This window comes from Paenibacillus sp. FSL H8-0332 (genome assembly GCF_037963835.1).
Taxonomy (GTDB): domain Bacteria; phylum Bacillota; class Bacilli; order Paenibacillales; family Paenibacillaceae; genus Paenibacillus_AQ; species Paenibacillus_AQ rhizoplanae.
Window position 1 is genome coordinate 1,581,451 of sequence record NZ_CP150145.1, and the last position, 22,074, is coordinate 1,603,524.

At 55.6% G+C, this 22,074-nt stretch carries 15 protein-coding genes and 1 other annotated feature; of the genes, 9 read left to right on the plus strand and 6 right to left on the minus strand.

Annotated elements, in window-relative coordinates; genetic code table 11:
- Positions 1-10: 10 nt before the first annotated feature.
- The 5 genes from NST43_RS06835 to NST43_RS06855 are packed head-to-tail and all read right to left on the minus strand — an operon-like array spanning position 11 to position 5,718.
- Entirely contained in the window at positions 11-1,183 is a 1,173-nt protein-coding gene (locus NST43_RS06835) for an ABC transporter permease (protein WP_339223302.1), read from the minus strand.
- On the minus strand, positions 1,180-1,881 hold the full coding sequence (locus NST43_RS06840) for an ABC transporter ATP-binding protein (protein ID WP_339223303.1): 702 nt from the start codon (positions 1,879-1,881) through the stop codon (positions 1,180-1,182). The genes NST43_RS06835 and NST43_RS06840 overlap by 4 nt, the downstream gene beginning before the upstream one ends.
- Positions 1,878-3,176 carry an efflux RND transporter periplasmic adaptor subunit gene (locus NST43_RS06845; RefSeq protein ID WP_339223305.1) on the minus strand — a complete coding sequence of 433 codons (1,299 nt, stop codon included), beginning with the start codon at positions 3,174-3,176 and terminating at the stop codon, positions 1,878-1,880. Before NST43_RS06845 ends, NST43_RS06840 begins: the two co-directional genes overlap by 4 nt.
- Entirely contained in the window at positions 3,173-3,589 is a 417-nt protein-coding gene (locus NST43_RS06850) for a hypothetical protein (RefSeq protein WP_339223306.1), read from the minus strand. Before NST43_RS06850 ends, NST43_RS06845 begins: the two co-directional genes overlap by 4 nt.
- Positions 3,586-5,718 carry a hypothetical protein gene (locus NST43_RS06855; protein ID WP_339223308.1) on the minus strand — a complete coding sequence of 711 codons (2,133 nt, stop codon included), beginning with the start codon at positions 5,716-5,718 and terminating at the stop codon, positions 3,586-3,588. Before NST43_RS06855 ends, NST43_RS06850 begins: the two co-directional genes overlap by 4 nt.
- A gap of 207 nt (positions 5,719-5,925) precedes the next feature.
- Positions 5,926-6,214: a binding site (T-box leader), on the plus strand.
- Positions 6,215-6,273: 59 nt separating this feature from the next.
- On the opposite strand from NST43_RS06855, the gene pheS reads away from it, so the two are divergent.
- The 9 genes from pheS (at position 6,274) to NST43_RS06900 (ending at position 21,163) form a co-directional block, all read left to right on the plus strand.
- Positions 6,274-7,308 (plus strand): phenylalanine--tRNA ligase subunit alpha, encoded by a 1,035-nt coding sequence (pheS, locus tag NST43_RS06860; protein ID WP_339223310.1) that lies wholly within the window; start codon positions 6,274-6,276, stop codon positions 7,306-7,308.
- Positions 7,309-7,659: 351 nt separating this feature from the next.
- Positions 7,660-10,104: a phenylalanine--tRNA ligase subunit beta gene (gene pheT, locus NST43_RS06865; protein ID WP_339223312.1), complete on the plus strand. Its 2,445-nt coding sequence runs from the start codon at positions 7,660-7,662 to the stop codon at positions 10,102-10,104.
- Between the two features lie 204 nt (positions 10,105-10,308).
- The gene (locus tag NST43_RS06870) at positions 10,309-12,480 is read left to right on the plus strand and encodes a hypothetical protein (RefSeq protein ID WP_339223314.1); all 2,172 of its coding nucleotides are present in this window, start codon (positions 10,309-10,311) and stop codon (positions 12,478-12,480) included.
- 556 nt (positions 12,481-13,036) lie between these two features.
- Positions 13,037-14,026: a sugar-binding protein gene (locus tag NST43_RS06875; protein WP_339223316.1), complete on the plus strand. Its 990-nt coding sequence runs from the start codon at positions 13,037-13,039 to the stop codon at positions 14,024-14,026.
- Positions 14,023-15,456, plus strand: a complete 1,434-nt coding sequence (locus NST43_RS06880; RefSeq protein WP_339223318.1) for a sensor histidine kinase — start codon at positions 14,023-14,025, stop codon at positions 15,454-15,456. Before NST43_RS06875 ends, NST43_RS06880 begins: the two co-directional genes overlap by 4 nt.
- 36 nt (positions 15,457-15,492) lie before the next feature.
- Entirely contained in the window at positions 15,493-17,073 is a 1,581-nt protein-coding gene (locus NST43_RS06885) for a helix-turn-helix domain-containing protein (RefSeq protein ID WP_339223320.1), read from the plus strand.
- 265 nt (positions 17,074-17,338) lie between these two features.
- Positions 17,339-18,367, plus strand: a complete 1,029-nt coding sequence (gene xylF / locus NST43_RS06890) for a D-xylose ABC transporter substrate-binding protein (protein WP_339225358.1) — start codon at positions 17,339-17,341, stop codon at positions 18,365-18,367.
- An 88-nt stretch (positions 18,368-18,455) separates the two neighbouring features.
- On the plus strand, positions 18,456-19,967 hold the full coding sequence (locus NST43_RS06895; protein WP_339223322.1) for a xylose ABC transporter ATP-binding protein: 1,512 nt from the start codon (positions 18,456-18,458) through the stop codon (positions 19,965-19,967).
- 2 nt (positions 19,968-19,969) lie between these two features.
- A complete protein-coding gene (locus NST43_RS06900; protein WP_209991488.1) occupies positions 19,970-21,163 on the plus strand; it encodes a sugar ABC transporter permease in 1,194 nt (397 codons plus the stop codon).
- Between the two features lie 400 nt (positions 21,164-21,563).
- Here the strand turns inward: NST43_RS06900 and NST43_RS06905 are convergent, their stop codons facing one another.
- The gene (locus NST43_RS06905) at positions 21,564-21,950 is read right to left on the minus strand and encodes a cupredoxin domain-containing protein (protein ID WP_209991487.1); all 387 of its coding nucleotides are present in this window, start codon (positions 21,948-21,950) and stop codon (positions 21,564-21,566) included.
- Positions 21,951-22,074 lie beyond the last annotated feature (124 nt).

Consider the following 22,074-nt stretch of genomic DNA (forward strand, 5'->3'; position numbering starts at 1 on the left):
TAGGATGATGCTATTCGTTGCGCAGTGCATAAATAGGGCGCATTCTTGCAGCCTTGCTTGCAGGAATCATTCCGAAGAGGACACCGATGATCAAGGAGAATGAAAAGGAGATCAGCACCATATTCCAGGAGGGCGCCACATTCAAGGCGGTATAATTACCGACAGCCCAGCTGGCGCCAAGTCCCAGTGCGACTCCGATCAGGCCTCCGGTTCCGCTTAAGACCACGGATTCGATCATGAACTGCATCATAATATTCTTTTTTTTGGCCCCGATGGCCTTGCGGATGCCTATCTCTCTGGTTCGCTCATTGACTGAGACAATCATAATGTTCATAATCCCTATCCCGCCTACAAATAACGAGATACCGGCGATACCGCCAAGTGCCATGGACAGAGTAGCGCTGGTCTCATTTACCGTTTCCAGCATCTCCCGGGAATCAAAGACAGAGTAGGCATTCTCGGCTGCACTGAATTTGGCAGTAAGGCTGGCCTCCAGCTTGGTTTTGACATCATCCACATTGTCATTGGAAGTGGTTGTGAGGGTAATGGAGCGGACTCCCTTGCTCTGCAGGAACCGTTCGGCTGTAGAGATGGGGATCAGCAGCTTCTCGTCGCTTGAGCCGACGCTGGTGGAGCCTTTACTCTCCAGCAGCCCGACGATCTTGAAGCTGCTTCCGTTGATCTGTACCTTTTGGCCTACAGGATTATCTGTACCGAATAGATCCTCCGCTGTATCTGATCCGATTAAAGCAACCTTCTGCCGGTATTCTGTATCCATCTCAAGCAGAAATCTTCCGGATTGTACATGGAAATCCTGAACCTCTTCGTAGGCAGGTGTAATACCTTCTACAGATACGGAAACGTTCTCGGTACCGTACTTGGCGGTAACGTTTCCGTTGATGACCGGGGATACATTGTCCACCCCTTCAATCTCACCGAGGGCCAAGGCTTCTTCGTAAGTTAGCGAAGTAGTGGCTCCGCGGCCCATAATGTTGACGGTCAGCTGGTTGGTTCCCAGGGAGCTTAGGGACTCTGTAATCTGCGAGGTGGTGCCCTGACCCACAGCGACAAGTGCAATGACGGAGGAGACCCCGATAATAATGCCCAGCATGGTAAGAAAGGCTCTTATTTTACTGCTCAGGATACTTTTGAAGGCCATTTTCATACTCTGGTACAGCATCATGAATGTGCCACCTTCCGATCCTCTACAAGATCCCCGTCTTGAATCCGGATAATCCGTTTGGCCTGCTCGGCAATCTCCAAGTCATGCGTGATCAGAATAATGGTATGCCCCTGTTCGTTGAGCTCCTTAATCATTTGCAGAACTTCCTGGCCTGTCTTGGAGTCCAGCGCTCCGGTCGGCTCATCGGCAAGAAGAATAGGAGGGGTTCCAGCAAGGGCGCGGGCAATAGCCACACGCTGCTGCTGGCCTCCGGACAGCTCGGAGGGACGGTGATTCATTCTGCTCTCCAGGCCTACCCGGACCAGGGCACTGCGGGCAATTTCTCTGCGCTCCCTGTGGGACATTCCCCGGTAGATCAAGGGCAGCTCCACATTCTCTACCGCTGATAATTTCGGCAGCAGATTGAAGTTCTGAAATATAAAGCCGATCTTCTCGTTGCGGATCTGGGCCAGCCTGTTGTCAGACAGCCTGCGGATCTCCTGGCCGTCCAGGAAATAATCGCCTTCATTAGCCACATCCAGGCAGCCCAGCATGTTCATCAGGGTGGACTTGCCTGACCCTGACGGGCCGATGATCGCAACGAATTCACCGTGATTAATGTTGAAGCTCAGGCTCCTCAGAACCGTCATCGATTCTCCGGCCATCGTGTAGCTATGCTGCATATTCTCAACCCGGATCAGCGGCTCTGGTGAGATCATCGTCCGCCACCTCCACCGCTGAAGCCGCCGCCGCTACCCCCGCTACCTCCGCCGCCGAAGCCGCCCATCCCGCCGCCAGCACCTCCGCCGGTCATTCCTCCGCCGCCGAAGCCACCCATACCGCCCATGCCGCCTTGCTGCGGGGAGGTAGCACTGCCTGAGGAGATCACGGTCGGGAGGATCACTTCATCCCCTTCACTTAAGCCGCTGACGATTTCGATGCTGCTCTCATTGTGGATACCGGTCTCTACGGCCACTCGTTTCATGCCTGAGGCGAAACCGGCTGCTCTGCCGGGGAACTCCGCGCCAGCAGAGGACTTGGAATCAGCCGCACCTCTGTCCGTTGTGTCAGCTTGTTCATCCAGGGTCCCTGGCACATTGACGAAGGATTTCCCGTTTATCTTCGTTACAGCTTCGATGGGAACGGTCAGAATATCCTTCTTCTCTTCGATTGTAATCGCCACCTCCGCAGACATGCCGATAAGCACACCCTCCGAGTCATTTAATCCTACAGTGACGTTAAACAGGGAGACACCGTTAGAAGAGGTACCTTCTTTGGCGATATCTATGACCTTGCCGGTAAACGCCTTGTCCTCAAGCGCATCCAATGTGATCGTAGAGGCTTGATCCAGCTTGATTTGGGGGATATCCAGCTCGTCTACCTGCACCGTTACGCTCAGGTTAACATAGTCGGTCATTGTGAACAGCTCTGCACCATTCTGGGCCTGTTCGCCGTCCGTAATATTCACGGCAGTAATCGTTCCATCGATCGGAGCGGTCAGCGGATCAGGCGGAGCCATATCTTCATGGATGGCAGCGATGGATTCCTGCCCGTCCGCAATATCGCTATTGGCCTTATCAATGGCTTTTTTTGCCGCTTCCAGCTCTTCCTCTGTCGCGTTATTCATAGCCAGCGTCTTGTAGCTCTCCTGTTTATTCTCCAGCTCTGTCTTGAGATTCTCCAGCGACTTTGTGGCTTCCTTCAGCTTATCGTCCAGATCGCCCGCGACAAATGTGATCAGCACAGCGCCTTTTGTAACGACATCGCCTTTCTTAACCATGACCGTATCGACCTTCCCGGCTTCTTTGGTGCGGATGCTCTCGCTGTTGATCGCCGATACTGCACCTGAACCTGAGACTCCCACCAGGATATCTCCCTTACTGGCAACTGCCGTATTCAGCGGAGCGGCATTGATCTGCCGGTTCTGATCCGGCCAGAGCCTATAGCCCGCAATCCCGGCAATAGCAACGATAACTACAGTTGAAGCGATAATAATGATCTTCTTCTTGTTCATTGTGCAGCTCCTTCGGAGGAAGAGGTGGTTGCTTTGGTGGTAACCTCAAGGGAATAGGCCTGACTGGCGAGCTCCGTCCGCATTCCCTGGAATTCATCGTAGAATTTAAGGGCGTAGGTGCCGGAGCTGAGATTTTTGAACAGGACGCTGGTAAGGGTCGTAGAATAAGAGCTGTTTGTTCCCAGTGTCAAGTCGGTGCCAAGCGTCAGTGCTTTCTCGTGAGACTGCCCATAAGGATCTATAACCTGAAGGATGAGCTTATGCTGGTAAGCGCCTGTCTGATAGGCAGTATCCTGATTGAGGTTGTAATTGAACGTCACAGCAATGCTGCTTGCGCCTTTGGTGAGTTCCCCTGAAGAGCTGGTAACTGCCAGCGTATAAGGGAAGATTGGAACGGAAGCCAGATTGTTCAAAGGCGTAACCCTGCCGGAGCCAGTGTCAGCGCTGCAGTATTCACATATCCCGTCGCAGCCGTTCCTGCGGCAGTCAGCTTGCCGTCCGCAATCGCCTGGCTGATATATAGCTGAAGACCTGCGGTGTCCAGAGCGGCCGGGACTTTTGCCCAGAAGGTAACCAGTGTTTTGCCCTCAGGGCTGGTAGGCAGCTCAGACTGGTTGGCGGTTGCTTCAAAATATTGCCCGTCAGCAGTCCTGAACTGCCCGTACAGACGGGTCAGATCTGCCTGCCGGACTTCGTCGCTGTTCAGTTCCACTTCGCTGTACAGCAGGTTCGAGCCGGTTCCTGTATACAGGAGGGTGGAACGTTCCTTCACGGTGGCTTTTTTGCCGGTGGCCGTGATCTTGAAGGCTTCCCCTGCATCCAGCGGAGCTACACTCTTAATGGCACTGTCGCTTGTGCTGAGAGAGAGGAACTGTGACACTTCTGTACCCTTGGTCTCCTGGAGGATGAGCTTGACTTGTCTGAAATCCAGGGTGTATGGAATATGGCCTTGAACCGTTATCTGAGTGCTGGCACCAGGGGCAAGCACCGAAGAGCTGTTGTCCGTATAAGTCTGTGCAGAGGAAGTGAGATCCTTCTGATCCACCAGGAGTATTCCGGTAAAAGCAGGTAAGGTAATGGTCTTGGACGTTGCATTGCGTATCGTCAGACTGGCCTGTACCAGATCCTCGCTGCCCCAAGGCAGACGCAGCAGGGAGTCCAGAGAGACAGCGAAGGTACCGTAGGTATTGGTTACGCTAGTCTCGGCGGCGAGATGAATCTGGCTCTCTGGCGTATAAGGGATGCGGAAATAGGCCACAGGCAGCGTTATCTTATCCGCGCTGGCTGCAGGAGCAATCATTCGCAGCTCCAGCGAATTCTGGGCCAGCTCCAGCGGAACACTGGCGCTCAGCTCAATCAGCTTTTCTTCCAGCGGCTTCAGGGTCAGGCTGCTCAAGGCAGTGGCCGTCACCGGGAAGCTATAGCCTTCCGCCGACTTGACGTTAAGCTCATAAGCAGGCAAAGTGACCGCTGTGCTGCCGGTATTCTTCACCCGGAGCTGATAGCTCCAGACACCATTGCCGTTATCCGCATGCACACTTACCTTCAGCAGCTGCATGTCCACCAAATTGCTGTCGATGGAGACCTTTTTGGTATAACCCGCCGCTACGGTGAAATCTGCGGTTACGGCAGCCGGAAGTGCGTAGGAAGAGACAGGCAAGTACAGCTTGAGTCCTTCATCCAGCTTGGCGATCTGCAGCGTCATCCGGGTGACATTCATGTAGGAGGGAATCTCGGTCATATAATAGAGCGTCTTTTTCTCCTGAGGCTGAAGCTTGAACTCGGAGCTGCTGTCATCCAGTGTAAGTGTGAAGACAGAGCCGCCCGAGGATTTCAGGTACAAGGTATAGCCCGGATCTGTAAGCACCTTGGTACCCAGATTGGTTAGGCTAAGCCCGACCTTGGCATAGACTTTGCCGTTATATTTGTAGATTTGCACGGACTCGGCTTTGGTGCCGGCTGTAATGCCGCCGAGTTCAACCTTCCGGGTCTCCCCTGTAAGCGAGGACAGTGAATAATTGGAAGGAACCGTGAATGTGCCTATGCGCTGTTCATAATTAGCGGCGCTGAAATTCCAGCCGTAGATGTTGATTTTGAGCCCTTTGACGGAGGCGGCTGTTCCAATATTCGCGTAGTATGTAAGGCTGGTGCTCTGCTTTGCGGGGATTTTCTTGACCGTGCTGTCTGCGCTGACCGGTATTCCCTTGATGACGCTGCCGCCCGCAGTTACAATTTTGGAGAAATAGTCCGCCAGATTGACACTGCTGCCGGCATTGTTGGTATAGGTAAGCGTGTAGGTGAGAATATTGCCGCCGGTTTGGCTCTGAATCCCTACATGGCTTAGCTTCACCTGAAGCGCGGTGCCGAGCTTGAGCGAACTTAGACCATTAAGTGTGGAGACTTCCGTGACCGTGCTTGCTGCTAGGGCAGCCGTTGAAGCGGATGAAGCAGCATAGGCCGTGGTTCCCGGGCTTCCTGCGGTCTGACTTGCGGCAAATGTGCTGAGCAGCAGCAGAACAAATGCTTTTTTTCGTGTAAGCATGTAATTCCCTCCTTCTATGATCTCATAAGGCAAAATATCAACATTGACTGAATGTCCGCTGAAAAAAAAGCCGTCAAACCGCGCTGAAGCTTAAAGGAAGCTTAAAAGAAGATAAAAAAATAAGCGGACTTTGCGCTGCTTGTCAAACGGGCAGTTTTTGCATATAATGAATAGACATATCTTCTCGAAGTTTATGTTAATCATCCGCAAAATGCATTGATGGAGAAGAGTACGCAGTGCCTGGCTTACAGGGAGGAAGCGCCGCAGATTGAGAGCGTTTCTAAGAGAGCAGAGCTGCCGAAGTTCACTCCGGAGCAGTTCCCTGAATGTGCTTCAAGGCTTCCTTGAAGAGTGCTAGTAGGGGAGACCGGCCGCAGACCGTTATTTCTGTATAAAGTGAGACAGGTCTTTGCCGCACCGAAAGAGGGAATATTGCTCTTAAGGGAAGCGTACGGCCGTCTAACAAGGGTGGTACCACGGTCTTTTCGTCCCTTTACCGGGAGAAAAGGCCTTTTTTTGTTGAACAATACGAGATTTGAGGGGGCAGTACAAGCCATGAAAGACAAATTGGAAGCACTGAAGGCTGAGGCACTGACGAAGCTGCAGGCGGTATCCGATCCGCAGATTCTGAATGACCTGCGCGTCAAATACCTTGGCAAAAAAGGCGAGCTGACAGAGGTTCTGCGCGGTATGGGCGGACTAAGCGCGGAGGAGCGTCCGGTGATCGGCCAGGTGGCCAATCTGGTGCGCAGCGCCATTGAAGAGGTGATCGGCGCCAAGCAGGAGCTGTTCCAGCAGCAGGAGACGCAGAATCGCCTGAATGCGGAGAAGGTCGATGTAACCCTGCAAGGCCGCGGCATGCCGCAGGGCGGGATTCATCCGCTCAGCCGGGTGATCCAGGAGATCGAGGATATTTTCATCGGCATGGGCTACCAGGTTGCGGAAGGACCGGAAGTAGAGACGGATTATTACAACTTCGAGGCGCTTAACCTTCCGAAGAACCATCCGGCCCGCGATATGCAGGATTCCTTCTATATTACGGAAGACATTCTGATGCGCACACAGACCTCGCCGGTTCAGATCCGTACCATGCAGGCGATGAATGGTGAGACTCCGGTCAAAGTGATCTGTCCGGGCAAAGTATTCCGCCGTGACGATGACGATGCGACCCACTCCTTCCAGTTCCATCAGATTGAAGGCCTGGTGATCGGCCGCAATATCCGCATGAGCGACCTGAAGGGCACCCTGCAGCAGTTCATGAAGGAGATGTTCGGGCCTAGTGCAGGCATCCGCCTGCGTCCAAGCTTCTTCCCGTTCACCGAGCCTAGCGTTGAGGTGGATGTAAGCTGCTTCAAATGCGGCGGCGAAGGCTGCCGTCTCTGCAAGCAGAGCGGCTGGCTGGAGATTCTCGGCGCCGGTATGGTGCACCCGAATGTGCTGCGGATGGGCGGATATGATCCGGAAATCTACAGCGGCTTCGCGTTCGGCATGGGCGCTGAACGGATCGCGATGCTGAAGTACGGCATCGACGACATCCGCTACTTCTACACGAATGATATGGGCTTTGTGAAGCAGTTCAAGGGTATTTAGGGATTTGGCGGGTGTGCGCGGGGGCGCGGGCCGGATACAGATAAGCCGGAGGGACGACGGCAGTTCTAGAGGAATGACTGTAATAGAAGGACCGGAGGGGAATTTTGGAACTGTAGGAGCGGAAGCGACCGCCTTTGTGTTTGGATTTCTACCGCGAGAAGCGGTTCTAATCAGGAAATCCAAACACAACAGCGGCCGGAAGTCCAAATATTCTCTGGAGGAACACTGGAATACAGGAATTTGGGTTAGGACGAAGTTGGCACTATGGCTTGTTGTATATCCGCTTCCGTGCGCGAAGCGCAGGCCGCCATGGAGATCAATACATCTGAAACAAAAAGGAAGTGTGCGATTATGAAAGTATCAACCGCCTGGCTGGCCGATTATATATCGCTGGAAGGGGTGACCGCAGATGAGCTGGCGGACAAAATCACCACCGCCGGCATCGAGATTGACGGAGTAGAACGCCGCAACAAAGGGATTTCCGGGATTGTGACCGGCTACGTGAAATCCAAAGAGAAGCACCCGGACGCCGATAAGCTGAATATCTGTATCGTCGATGCAGGGCAGGGTGAGGATCTGCAGATCGTCTGCGGAGCGAAGAATGTCGCGGCTGGGCAGAAGGTTCCGGTCGCGCTGGTAGGCGCCAAGCTACCGGGCCTGGAGATCAAAAAAGCCAAGCTGCGCGGTGTGCTGTCGCAGGGAATGATCTGCTCGGCCAAAGAGCTGGGCCTCAACGACAAGCTGCTGCCCAAAGAGCTGCAGGAAGGCATTCTCGTGCTGCCTGAGCATACAGAGGTGGGCCAGGATATTCTTAAGGTGCTTGGACTGAATGACGAAATCCTTGATTTCGACCTGACGCCGAACCGTTCCGACTGCCTGAGCATGATCGGTGCCGCTTATGAGGTAAGCGCGGTGCTGGGCCGCGAGTTGAAGCTGGCTGATCCGGCGGCAGAGCTCGTGGAAACGGGCGGCAAGGCAGCGGACTCCATCACGGTTACAATTGAGGACGAGGCATTCTGCAGCCATTATGCCGTGCGTTATATTGCCGGAGTGAAGACCGCGCCGTCCCCGCTGTGGATTCAGAACCGCCTGATGGCGGCCGGGGTACGTCCGATTAATAATATCGTAGACATCACCAACTATGTGATGCTGGAATACGGACAGCCGCTGCATGCATTTGACGGCGGGCAGCTCCAGGGCGGAACCATCGGTGTAAGGTTTGCCCGTGAAGGGGAAGGACTGGTTACCCTTGACGGACAAGATCGCAAGCTGGAGCCGCAGATGCTGGTTATTGCCGATGGTTCAGGCGCAATTGGCCTGGCCGGAGTGATGGGCGGACTCTCTACAGAGGTTACCGCAGACACCGTCAATATTGTGCTGGAGTCCGCCAAGTTCGACGGGGGAACTGTACGCAAGACCTCGCGTCAGCTGGGTCTGCGCTCGGAAGCTTCCCAGCGGTTCGAGAAGGAAGTGGATCCGAACGCGGTCATCCCTGCGCTTAACCGTGCGGCTGCACTGATTGCCCGGTATGCCGGAGGAATGGTGCATGAAGGGGTTGTCCAGGCTGGCAGCGTCTTTGGTCAGGAGAAGGTGCTGCCATTATCGCTGGAGAAGCTGAATCGCTATCTCGGCACAGATCTGTCACTGCTGGAAGTGAAAACCCTGTTCGGACGTCTGCACTTCAAGTGTGGTGATGCGGCCCAGGGAATCGTTGAAGTCGAGGTACCGACACGGCGCGGAGACATTACCCAGGATGTGGATCTGATTGAAGAGATCGCCCGCTTATACGGCTACGATAACATTCCGACCACCCTGATCGAAGGCACAACAACACCGGGCGCGCTTACCAGACAGCAGTCCCTGCGCCGCGAACTGCGCCGCCTGCTCTCGCTGGGCGGGTATCAGGAGGTTATGGGCTATTCCTTCATTCAGCCGGAGCAGAGCAAGCTCTTCCCTATGCTGGCGGAAGGCAAGCAGTCAGTGAAGCTGGCCATGCCAATGAGCGAGGAGCGCAGCGTGCTGCGTACCAGCCTGCTGCCGCAGCTGCTGGATATCGCCCTCTACAACACGAACCGCCGCCAAGGCGATCTGGCGTTGTTCGAAATCGGCAATGTGTTCTTCACGGAGGAGGAAGTGCTTACCCGCCAGCCGAGCGAGCTGCCGGTGCTGGGGCTGCTGCTGAGCGGTACGCGTGCAGCCAAGCAGTGGAACGTGACTGCCGAGCCGGTGGACTTCTTCGACCTTAAGGGTGCGCTGGAGACGGTATTTGCGCATCTGGGCCTTACGGATCGCGTAGTCTATGAAGGGGACGCGCCTGAAGGCTATCATCCGGGACGCTCCGCTTCCATCTATCTGCTTCAGGCAGAGGGCCGCGTGAAGATCGGTACGATGGGGCAGCTTCATCCCGAACTGCAACGCCAGATGGATCTGGAGGATACGTATGTATCCGAAGTCCTGCTGCAGCCTCTCTATGATGCGGCGCGCGCCCAGCTGCAGTACAGCGAGCTTCACCGCTTCCCGGGCATGGAGCGGGACATTGCGGTGGTAGTGGATGATGCAGTTCCGGCAGGGCATCTGATCGGGGCCATCCGTGAGCATGGCGGCACTCTGCTGCAGAATGTGCAGGTATTCGATGTCTACACAGGAGGCAAGATGGAGGCAGGCAAGAAGAGTGTTGCCCTGTCGCTGCTGTACCGTCATACCGAGCATACACTGACCGATGAAGAAGTTGTGGAAGTCCATGACAAAGTGGTCTCTGCGCTTGAACAAACTTTTGGCGCAGAATTAAGAAAATAGCAGGAATTGTGCAAAGCCGCAGCGAATCCAATTAGAAACAGAGATTCGCTGCGGCTTTTCTGTACCCTTGTGAGGTGCGAAGGCACATGCAATTAAATGCAATGGACACGTGCTTTTGCCAAAGGTCAGGAAATCACGCTACAATAGGAGCAAGAGCAAAGAAACCAACTTAGAATCCGCACACATACAAAGGAGGGCACAACTGTGGCTATGGACCGGACCCGTGTCGCCGTGGAGATATACGGAACTTCCTACAAGCTTGTCGGAAGCAGCACAGAATATATGAAACAGGTTGCCCGTCATGTCGATGAGCATATGCGTGCAATATCGAAATCACATTCCAGACTGGATACGCCGCGGATTGCGGTGCTTACAGCTGTACATATGGCAGAGCAGGCGATCCAGGTTCAGGATTTCAAGAATGAACTGAATATGCTGACCGGTGAACGTACCGAGCTTCGTGTAGAGGTGTCACGCCTTCAGGAAACGCAGCGTGAACAGCAGGAAGAATATGAGAAGCTGGAAGCGGCCGCGAAGGAAGAGGCGGCGCGGCTGATTGCTGCCGCCGAAGAAGAACGGTCACGGCATCTGGAGCAGCAGGAGCAGGAGCGGCAGCTGCATACACAGCTGCTGGAGGAAGAGAAGCAGGCTGCGGCCGCCGGCCGCGAGCAGCTGGTGCAGGAGCTGAAGGCGCGCGAGGCCGAGCTTAAGGCGCTGCGCGAGGGTCATGAAGCAGAGCAGGCCGCAAGCCGTGAGGCGGCCCGGCAGGAGCTGCAAGCCGCAGAAGCCATGCGGCTGCAGCAGCTGGAAGAGATGAAGTCTGCCCACCTGCAGGAATTGGAGCAGTTGCGCGAGACGCTAATGCGCGAGAAGACAGAGACGTTGTCTGCCCTGGAGCAGGAGCTGCATGAGACCCGGGAGTCGATGGGCAGCGAGATTGTGGAGATCCGCTCCACGTTAAGCAAGGAGCTGGCGGATACCAAGGCTGCGCTCACAAGTGAGCTTACCGGGGAACGGGAAGCGCATGAGAAAGAGCTGGCCAAGAATAAGGAGCTGCGGCAGACGCAAGGGACGCAGGAGCACCGGCACAAGCAGCAGCTTCAGGAGCTGGAGAAGCAGCTTGGTGAGCTGCGCGGCGGAACCGGGCAGCTCCAGTCCCGGCTGCGGGCGGCGGAGGCCGGGCTTAAGGGCGAACGCGATGCGCGGCTGACGCTGCTTGCACAGTACGAGGCTGTGCTGAAGCGGGAGGAGCAGCTCGGAGAGGAGCTGCGGCTCGCAGCAGAGGGGGCGCAGCAGCATAGCGCCGAGCTGGAGGAAGCACGCCGGCGCTATGAGGCTGTAGAGAGTGAAGCAGCAGAGCTGCGCGGCGCGCTGCAAGAGACGGCGGACAAGCTCAGCACGGCGCTTGAGGAGCTGCACACAGCCACGGAGCTTGGCAATCTGCTGAACGATGAGCTGGAAGGGCTGCGCCAGCGTTATGAGCTGACGCAGGAAGAAGCGGCAGCACTGCGTAAATCTCTGCGGGAGACCGCAGAGCAGCTCAGCCGGACGCAGGTCGAATTCGACCGTACGGCACAGGAAGCAGCTTCCTGGCAGGAGCGCGCGAACAAACATATGGAGGATATCAGCGAGCTGGAGATGAACCTTCTGGAAGAAGGGGAGAAGTCAGCAGCATTACAGCGCGAAGTGGAGACCCTTCGCGGACAGGCAGACGGTATGGTTCAGCAGCTTGACCAGGAAGCGCGGCTGCGTGCCGAAGCAGAGCAGGAGCTTGCCGTTCAGCAGGAGGCGGCAGAGGCAGCCCGCAAGGAACTGGCTGCGCTGCGCGTCCGTTATGAAGAGCTGATCGCCCAGTACGACGAGATTCTACAGGACGGCGAACAGCTGAAGGAACGCTGCGAGCTGCTGGAAGCCGAAGGTGAGGAAGCTGCGCGGCGTCTGGAAGAGCTGTATGAGGCAGGCCGTGAAGCTGCCGCTACGGCAGCGGAGCAGCAGGAAACACTCCGCGAGACCAGGGAGTATGAAGCTACCTGGAAGCAGAAATATGAGGAGCTTCAGCAGCGCGAGCAGCAGTGGAACGAGCAGGAGGCGCAGCTGCGCGAGGAGATTGAGATCTGGCAGCAGGAGGCCGGGGAGGCTGAAGCCCAGGCGGAAGCAGTCAGCCGCTCGCGCACCGAGGCGGCGCAGCAGCTGGATGAGATCGGCGAGAGCTATGAGATGGTCCAAGGCCAGCTGCGGCTGATTCAGGCCAAGTTCGAGCTGCAGCAGGGTGAGCTGGAGAAGCTGTCCCAGGAGCATCACAGCCTGCAGGCGGAATATGCCAAGCTGCAGAGTGAATATAATGAATGGATTCAACTGATCGAACAGGACAGTTGAATGGCGGATGCATCACAGGAAGAGCTGTTATAAGCAGGAATGCTTAGAACGGCTTTTTCTGCTGTGCAGGGACGGGGGACGGATTCCTCCTGATGAGGGCTGCTGCTCTAAACTTGGCTGGAGTGAAGTAGTGGATAAATCCTGCACTAAATACAACATTCGTACCTCAGAGGCAGCAAATTGTGGGAAATCCTGCCTAGAATGCAACATATCTCAACCAACAACTGCTCCACTGGTAACATTCCTGCAAAAAGTGCAACATTTGGCGTTCTCAAGCTGCAATCCGTTAGAAATCCAGCAAAAAGTGCAACATTCGGCGAGCACAGGCCACATTGAGGAGCACAAGTGCCCCTGAATCGAGCGGAAGTTAGTTAAATGAGCAAATGAGGAGCACAAGTGGGCCCCTGAATCCACCGGCTGTGAGCTAACTAAATAAGTTCGAACGTATCTACGAGGAGTACATAGCCTAACTGTCCCCCTGCATGGAGTGGTTTTGACATAATAAGTATTGCAACCGATTACAACCCGGGGTAGGATGTTGGTTGAGGTGAACGGGATGGATAAGAAATGGGTCAGCGGCGCAGGGGTTGTTGTGCTTTTTATACTGCTGTCATATTTGTTTATAGGCTTCGCGCATCATTCTGCCCGGATGGGCAATATCGTCAAGGAATTAAGCGGTCAGCCCAGTCAGGACAAGCCCGGATATCATATTGTGCTGATCGAGCAGGAGCGGTACCACCCGTACTGGGAGATGGTCGAGAAGGGGGCCGCGGAGGCCGCAGCGAAATACGGGATAGAGATCGAATTCACGGGACCGGTGCGCAATAACATGGAGGAGCAGATCAGCCTGCTGGAAAAAGCGATTGCCGCCCAAGCAGATGCGATTATCGTGCAGGGACTCAACGACGAGAAGTTCACGCCGGTGATTGATAAGGCCGTGAACCGGGGAATTCCGGTGATTACGATTGACACGGATGCTCCGGCCAGCCGGAGACTGGCCTATGTGGGGACCGACAATGTAGCTGCCGGTGAGGCGCTGGGGCGCATGGTAGTGAAGACGACCGGCGGGAAAGGAAAAATAGGCGTAATCATCGGCAGCGAGCTGGCCAAGAATCAGCTTCAGCGTCTGGATGGCCTAAAAAATATCGTAAAGGACTACAGTGGCATGGAGATTGTCGATGTCCGCAGCTCCAACATCTCGCATATGGAGGCAATCCAGCAGGCGGCAGATATGCTGCGGTATCATCCGGAGATTGATGTCATGGTCGGCACCAGTTCAACCGATGCGCTCGGTGTTCTGCAGGCATCGAGGAGCCTGAAACGCGGTCCGCTGACCATTATCGGCTTCGATAATCAGGCGGAGACGCTGGATGCCATCAGCCGGGGAGCGATCACAGCGACTGTTGCACAGCAGCCTTATTTGATGGGGAATATGGCGGTCCGGCTGCTCTATGATTATTTTAATGGTGCTGAGTTACAGCCCCGGTACTATACCGGTGTGAAGGTGCTGGATAAGATCAATGTGCAGGAGGGAGAGAGCTTATGAGTATCCGCCTGAAGCTGCTGATCTGCATTCCGCTGCTGGTGCTGCTGATGAGCTCGGTCTCCTTCGTATTGTTCCAGAGCGGGAAGAATGTGCAGGAGAGCTACCATCTGATGATGAACCGGATCATGCTGTATAAGGAGGTATCCTATGAGGTCGGCGAGAATATGCGCTCCTTGAACCGCTTCATTATGCAGGTGGATACGGACAGCTTCCCGGAGGTGGAGAAGCATCTGGGCGCGGTGCTGGAGCTGCGTAGCAGGCTGGACGGGATGGCGACCATCGGGGGCAGCGGACTTCCGCTGATGAACTACAGCCACCTTATTGATACTTTTGTGGAGCAGGCAGGCCAGATGATCACGGAGATTGACGGACAGGATGCGAATTCACTCGCAGGTGCCTATATCGAGGCGGAGCAGACGCAGCGGTTCATCCGCGAGGAGGCCCAGGAGCTGGTCGATCTGGAGCTTGACCAATATAAGCCGATCTATGCGGAGATTATGTCTACGACAGCGAAGCTGAACCGGATGGGCAGTCTGCTGGTGATCACTGCGGCGCTGCTTAGCATCTGTATGGCGGTCTGGCTGTCCAGCAGCATTACCGGACCGATCCGCCGCCTGGTGGCAACGGCCAAGCAAATCTCGAAGGGACGGATGGATACTAAGGCGCCGGAGAGCGTCAATAACGATGAGATCAGCATACTGTGCCGCGCTTTTAACGGGATGATCGATAATATCCAGGAGCTGATGAAGGAGAACATCAAGAGTGCGGAGAAGGACCGGCTGGTCAAGGAGCTGGAGCTGAAAATGCTGCAGAGCCAGATCAATCCGCATTTCCTGTTCAACACACTGAATTCCATCGCCAAGCTTGCGTATCTGGAAGGGGCGGCGAGAACCAGCGATTTGACCGTGTCCGTCTCACGTCTGCTCCGCTATAATCTGCAAAAGCTGGACCAGGCCGTTCCGCTGCGCGAGGAGGTCGAGCATGTGAACGAGTATATCAACATCCAGCGGGCCCGCTTCCGGGACCGGATTGCTTTTGAGATGGAGATTGATGAGCAGGCGATGGACGGGATGGTGCCGTGTCTGACGCTGCAGCCGATCTTCGAGAATGCCTTCGTTCATGGTCTGGAACAGATGGAGGAGGGGGCTATACTTACGCTGTCCATCCGTTACCGCAGCGGGCAGGTGGAGATTGTGATCAGCGATAACGGAGCGGGTATGAACCGCGAGACGGTAGCCCGGCTGATGGGATCGATTCAGCAGGAGGCGCCGCATTTCAGCGGCAAGGGCCAGTCTACCGGGCTTGGGACACATAATGTTTTTAAAAGACTGCATTTATTCTTCGACGGCCAGCAGCTCATCGAGATCAACAGCAGTGAAGGGCAGGGGACGGCGGTGCTGTTCCGGCTGCCCTTCCGGACCTCGGCCTAGAGACACTCACCTGAAGTGAAGGGGGAAGCGATAACGATGTACAAGCTGCTGATCGCAGATGATGAAGCACTGGAGCGGGAGGGGCTGGAGCTGATGATCCGGCATCTTATCCCGGACACGTTCGAATTCCTGCATGCCGGGAACGGGCGGAAGGCGATTCAACTGGCAGAGGAGCACCGGCCGGATATGATTTTCATGGATATTAAGATGCCTGGCATTCAAGGGCTGGAGGCGGTGCGGCAGATTCGGGAGAAGCTTCCGGCGGCGCAGATTGTGATGATTACGGCCCATGACTACTTCGCGTATGCCAAGGAGGGGCTGCTGCTGGGTGTGCGCGACTACCTGCTGAAGCCGGCCCGGCGGGAAGAGGTTGCGGAGGTGCTGAGGAAGCTGATGGCGGTCATCGAGGAGGAGCGGCGGCGCAGGAATGAACAGCTGGAGCTGCAGGAAAAGCTGGCCCATCTGCTGCCGCTGGCCGAGAATGAGCTGACCCTGATGCTGATGCTCGAGCATGTGCAGGATTTGGAGCCGGAGCAGCTGGCCGGGCTGCTGGAGCTGCACTTCAGCAAGGGCTACGCGATGGTCCTGTCCTTTCCCCGGCACGGGGAGACGGGCTGGGAGACGTTCCGGCAGTCCAAGCGGGAGATCTATGAGGCGGTTAAGCAGTTTTCCAAAACAGGACTGGGCTGCCTCGCCGGACCGCTGGCCGGGCATCAGCTGGCGCTGTTCATTCCCTTGCCGCCGGGTAGGACCGGATATTCCCAGCGTGTCAGCTCGCTGGACTGGGGGGAGCGGCTCCGCACCTATGCCGGGGAGCGCTTCGGCCTGCCCCTTGGCATCGGCATCGGCTCGATCCGCGAAGGCTGGGACGGGCTTAGCCGCTCTTACCGCGAAGCTGTCCGTGTATGTGCGGATCATCAGCATTCATTCGGTGTGCATCATTATGATGATATGATCCAGAGCTCGGGGCAGACGGCGGTCTCTCTCGATGAAGAGAAGAAGCTGCTTACCGCCCTGCTTCAGCCCAGCAAGCAGGAGGCCGCCCAGCGCTTCAGCCTCCTGTATGACTCCTTCGAGCAAGGAGGGGAGCAGCCGCTGTCCGCCGTGCGGGGGGAGGTAACCGGCCTGCTGCTGTTCCTGGCCAGAGGCGTTCACTCCACAGCCGGTGCGGAGCTGCTGGCTTCGCTGAACGCAGCGGAAGATCCGCGCTCTCTGCGGTTAAGCGCGGAGTCCTGGCTGGAGCGGCTGATCGATGGTCTGGAGCAGGAGCAGGAGCATCACCGGTCCCATGTGCATCAGCGGGCGCTCCTCTATATCAGCCAGAAGTATAAAGAGGATATCTCCATGGAGCAGACGGCTGAATATGTAAACCTGAGCCCGCATTATTTCAGCAAATTATTCCGGCAGCATGAGGGGGAGACCTTCATTGACTATGTAACAAGTCTGCGGATTAATGAAGCGAAACGCCTGATCTCTGAGGATCAGCTGAACCTGAAGGAAATCTGCTATGAAGTAGGCTATAAGGACCCGAATTATTTCAGCCGGGTCTTCAAGAAGGCTGCGGGGATGACGCCAAGCGAATTCCGCCAGCAGCAGGAGAAACCGGGTCCTTGCTGAGTGAGCAAGGACTTTTTTGTGCTGTTGCCCCGGATTATCCTATGAAAGCCGGGGCGGAGAATTACATTACAGCAGGCAAGACCAAGAATGCGGGTGGAAGGCAAATAAGTGCAGGGAATCGTTGCTCCCGGGGCAGTTTTTCCATGCTACACTTTTTTTGTAAGCGCAATCAAATATAGGGCTAACGAAAAGGGGCGTAGAGATAGTGAGAAAATACGGAAGAGCAATTTCCCTCGGGCTGGCGGCGATGGTGCTGGCTGCATCGATGGCAGGCTGCGGTGTGGTCTCGAATGGTGACAATCAGAAGAAAGAGTCAGCAGGCGCAGCCAAGGATGGCGACAAAATTGTCATCGGCATGTCCATGGATACCTTGAAGGAGGAGCGCTGGCAGAAGGACCGGGATATTTTCACAGCAAAAGTGCAGGAGCTTGGCGGCGAAGTGAAGGTGCTGGCCGCAAATGGGGATGATGCTACCCAGCTAAGCCAGGCGGAGCAACTGATCTCCCAGGGAGTAGATGTGCTGGTGGTCATTGCCCATAATGCGGAGGCTACGGCTCCCATCGTGGATAAGGCGCATAAGGAAGGCATCAAGGTCATTGCCTATGACCGGCTGATTAACAATTCCGAGGTGGATTATTACATCTCCTTCGATAATGTACGTGTCGGAGAATTTCAGGCTCAGGCGGTCATCGATAAGGCTCCCAAGGGCAATATCGTCTACATCGGCGGCGCAGATACCGATAACAATGCCCACATGTTCAAGGAAGGCGCGATGAATATTCTGAAGCCGCTGGAAGAGAAGGGCGATATCAAAATCGTCTACGACCAGTTCTCCAAGGATTGGAAGCCTGAAGAAGCGCTGAAGAACATGGAGAATGCGCTGACAGCGAACAATAACGATGTACAGGGCGTGGTAGCTGCGAACGACGGAACAGCGGGCGGTTCGATCCAGGCGCTTACGGCGCAGGGCATGGCGGGCAAAATTCCGGTATCCGGCCAGGATGCTGACCTTGCCGCAGTACAGCGCATCGCCGAGGGCACGCAGCTGATGACGGTCTACAAGCCGATCAACGCGATTGCCACCAAGGCGGCGGAAATGGCGGTGGCGGCTGCCAAGGGCGAAGCGATTTCGACAGAAAAGACTGTTAACAACGGTAAAATTGATGTTCCATCGGTGCTGCTTGATCCGCTTGCCGTCAACAAGGATAACCTGGATGTGCTGATCAAGGACGGCTTCCACAAGCTGGAGGATGTGTACAAGAACGTTCCGAAGGACCAGTGGCCGAAACAATAAGGGCAGCCTGTACGGCAAGCAGATGCGGCGCCAGTGGCGAAATCCGCATCTGCTTGCTGCTTGAAGGACGGAAGGAGGAACGGCAGGCATGGATATACTTGAAATGGTAGAGATCAGCAAGAGCTTCCCCGGCGTGAAGGCGCTGGACCATGTGAACTTCAAGGTGAAGCAAGGGGAGATTCACGCCTTATGCGGGGAGAACGGCGCAGGCAAATCCACGCTGATGAAAGTGCTTAGCGGACTGTATCCTGCGGGGACATATGAAGGCGAAATCCGCATCGGCGGGGAGAAGAAGTCATTCCACCAAATTACCGATGCCGAAAAGGCTGGTATTGCGATTATCCATCAGGAGCTGGCGCTCGTGAAGGAGATGACGGTCGGCGAGAATATTTTCCTGGGGGCAGAGCCGGTGAAGCGCGGGGCGATCCAGTGGAATGAGCTATACCATCAGGCTTCGCTGTGGCTGAAGAAGGTCGGGCTGAACCTGTCGCCGGATACGAAGATCGGCAATCTGGGCATCGGCCAGCAGCAGCTCGTGGAGATCGCCAAGGCGCTCTCCAAGCATACCCGGATTCTTATTCTGGATGAACCGACAGCGGCGCTGACCGAGAGCGAGGTGTCCATCCTGATGGGCATTCTGAACCAGCTGCGGCGCGAAGGGGTTACCTGTGTCTATATCTCCCACAAAATGCCCGAGGTGTTCGCGCTGGCCGATTCGATTACCGTGCTGCGCGACGGGCGGACGGTGGCTACCCTGGAGCGCCAGGCGACGAACGACGATCAGGTGGTATCGCTGATGGTCGGCCGTGAGCTGACGGAGCGCTATCCGCGCGTCCCGCATTCACCGGGGGACAAGGTGCTTGAGGTCGCAGACTATAATGTCTGGCACCCGGAGAAGCGTCAGCAGAAGGTGCTCCGGGATATTGGCTTCACGCTCCGTCAAGGCGAGATTCTGGGCATTGCCGGGCTGATGGGGGCCGGACGGACAGAGCTGGTCAGCAGCCTGTTCGGCGCGTATGGCGGAAGAAGCGAAGGCACGGTGCTGATCGAAGGCAAGGCGGTCAAGATCCGTTCGATTGCCGAAGCGATCAAGGCCGGGATTGCTCTGGTCACGGAAGACCGTAAGCGCCAGGGGCTGGTGATGGGGATGGATGTCAAGCGCAATACGACGCTGGCCACACTCGGCAAGGTCTCAAGGCTCGGAGTGATCAATGAGAATGAGGAGATCAAGTGGTCTGAGCAGTATGTGAAGGATCTGAAGACGAAAACAGCTTCGCTGGAGACACTGGTCGGCACACTCTCCGGGGGGAACCAGCAGAAGGTGGTTATCGGCAAATGGCTGATGAGTGACCCTAAGATTCTGATTATGGACGAACCCACCCGGGGCATCGATGTCGGGGCGAAGTACGAAATCTATAACCTGATGAACAAGCTGGTCGAACAAGGAGTGGCTATTATTATGATCTCCTCCGAGCTTCCCGAGGTGCTGGGGATGAGCGACCGGATTCTGGTGATGTGCGAAGGACAACTGGTACGGGAATATGACTGGCGCGAGGCAACACAGGAGAATATTATGCTGGCCGCCACAGGAGGCAGATAGAGATGCAGCTGCAAAAAGAGCTTAAGGAACCTGAAACGGTTCCGGCCGCCGGAGGATCGCGCTTGCGTACCCTGTTCGGCAAAATGGATATGCGTGCTTACACGATGATTGGCGCATTGATTCTGATCTGGGTGTTGTTCGGCGTGCTGAATCCGACCTTCCTGACCTCGCGGAACCTGTCCAATCTGTTCACGCAGATGTCGGTGACCTCTATACTCGCCATTGGCATGGTGCTGGTTATCGTGGCGGGCCATATTGATCTGTCCGTCGGCTCTATTGTCGGATTGACGGGCGGGATGGCGGCGATTCTCAGCAATTGGCTGGAGCTGCCCGCGATCGTGGTCATTCTCGGTACCGTGGCCGCAGGTGCGGTGCTGGGTCTGGTTCAGGGCTGGCTGGTCGCTTATAAAATGATTCCGGCCTTCATCGTTACCCTCGGCGGGATGATGGTGTTCCGCGGGGTGCTGATGGGCGTGACCGAATCGATGACCATTCCGGTATCTGATCCGGTGCTGGCGCTGCTCGGCAATGCCTATTTTGCCTCAGGCTTCGGAATCATTCTGGGCGTGCTCGCAGTGGCTCTGCTGCTGTATAGCGCGTTCACGAAGCGGCGCTCCCGCAAGAAATACGGGTTCACCGTCGCCCCGCTCAGCATGGACATTGCCAAGGTAACAGGATTGTCCCTGCTGGTGGTAGTCTTCGTGGCCTTGATGAACAATTACAAAGGGATTCCGTTCCCGATCATCTTCGTCATTGTGCTGGCGGTCATCTTCTACTTCCTGTCCACCAAGACGACCTTCGGCCGCCATATCTACGCCATAGGCGGCAATATTGAGGCTGCGCGGCTCTCGGGGATCAACATCAAGCGCAAGACGATGCTGGTCTTCATCCTCAGCGGACTGCTCGGCTCCATCGCCGCCATTGTGCTGACCTCCCGCCTGGCCTCGGCGACCATTACCGCAGGCAATATGGCCGAGATGGACGCCATTGCCGCCTGCGTCATCGGCGGCACTTCGCTGATGGGCGGAGCCGGAACGGTCATCGGCGCTCTGATCGGAGCGCTGGTAATGACCTCGCTCGATAACGGCATGTCGCTGATGGGACTGGAGTCGTTCTGGCAGTATGTAGTCAAAGGCTCGATCCTGGTCATCGCCGTCTGGCTGGACATTTCAGGCCGGAGCAAGGGTGTGAAGTAAGCGTAATTAACATGAATAGCCGGCCGGGACATCGTCCTGGCCGGCTTATTTGTTGTATAGATGGGCACGCCGGGGTGTCACGGGCCGAATGTAATCGAAAAACCGATTACAATGTGCCGGGCGAAGGTAAGTGGACCGGATACAGTTTACAGGTTATTAAATGAAGAGCATTAATACACCAGAATTCGCGGAGTCAACCACAAAGGAACGAATGAGGTGCACTAATGCACCTGAATTCGCGGGAATCAGCCCAAAGGAGCGAATGAGGTGCACTAGTGCGCTTGAATTTGCGGAACCAGCTTCAAAGGAGCGAATAAGGTGCACTTAATGCACCTGAAGTCGCCTCAATTCGCCGGATCCCCGAAGCAGGCGGATGGGTAAGAGGGCTGATCCACGCCGCCTACTCCACAATAATCTTAGCGGTCATTCCGCTGTGGCCGGAGCCGCACATGATGGCACAGGTCATCTCGAAGGTTCCGGCTTCCTCGGGCAGGACAACCTGCGAGGCGTTCTTGGCATCCAGCCGCAGCTTCATCTCCGGAATCAGTATGCCGTGATTGCCGCTCTCATTTTCGAAGATGATTTTGACAGGGACGCCCTTCTTCAAATGGTATTCCGGCTGGTCAAAGCTATAATTGGTGGCCGTAATCACGAGTTCTTCCTCCGCTGTCAGATTGCTCCCGGCTGCTGCATTGTTAGCGCTGTCAGAATTACTGTTGTTACTTCCACAGGCCGTTAGCAGAAGCGCAAATATAATAGAACAAAGAATGGCCGACTTCCTGATCATATGCATCCTCCTCATCTACTTGGACAGTTGACCTTAGCATAGCCTATATTGGTCAAGTTGTCTTGATCAATCTATGAAAATGAGTTTAACCGCCGTCGTTATCTCGACTGCAAACTTTGTCGAA

Bases quoted from the DNA above. Each gene is read 5' to 3' on its own strand.
- xylF (WP_339225358.1), top strand. From the start codon at position 17,339: ATGGCAGGCTGCGGTGTGGTCTCGAATGGTGACAATCAGAAGAAAGAG.
- NST43_RS06900 (WP_209991488.1), top strand. From the start codon at position 19,970: ATGCAGCTGCAAAAAGAGCTTAAGGAACCTGAAACGGTTCCGGCCGCC.
- NST43_RS06885 (WP_339223320.1), top strand. From the start codon at position 15,493: ATGTACAAGCTGCTGATCGCAGATGATGAAGCACTGGAGCGGGAGGGG.
- pheT (WP_339223312.1), top strand. From the start codon at position 7,660: ATGAAAGTATCAACCGCCTGGCTGGCCGATTATATATCGCTGGAAGGG.
- pheS (WP_339223310.1), top strand. From the start codon at position 6,274: ATGAAAGACAAATTGGAAGCACTGAAGGCTGAGGCACTGACGAAGCTG.
- NST43_RS06855 (WP_339223308.1), bottom strand. From the start codon at position 5,718: ATGCTTACACGAAAAAAAGCATTTGTTCTGCTGCTGCTCAGCACATTT.
- NST43_RS06840 (WP_339223303.1), bottom strand. From the start codon at position 1,881: ATGATCTCACCAGAGCCGCTGATCCGGGTTGAGAATATGCAGCATAGC.
- NST43_RS06880 (WP_339223318.1), top strand. From the start codon at position 14,023: ATGAGTATCCGCCTGAAGCTGCTGATCTGCATTCCGCTGCTGGTGCTG.
- NST43_RS06875 (WP_339223316.1), top strand. From the start codon at position 13,037: ATGGATAAGAAATGGGTCAGCGGCGCAGGGGTTGTTGTGCTTTTTATA.
- NST43_RS06895 (WP_339223322.1), top strand. From the start codon at position 18,456: ATGGATATACTTGAAATGGTAGAGATCAGCAAGAGCTTCCCCGGCGTG.
- NST43_RS06845 (WP_339223305.1), bottom strand. From the start codon at position 3,176: ATGAACAAGAAGAAGATCATTATTATCGCTTCAACTGTAGTTATCGTT.
- NST43_RS06835 (WP_339223302.1), bottom strand. From the start codon at position 1,183: ATGATGCTGTACCAGAGTATGAAAATGGCCTTCAAAAGTATCCTGAGC.
- NST43_RS06905 (WP_209991487.1), bottom strand. From the start codon at position 21,950: ATGATCAGGAAGTCGGCCATTCTTTGTTCTATTATATTTGCGCTTCTG.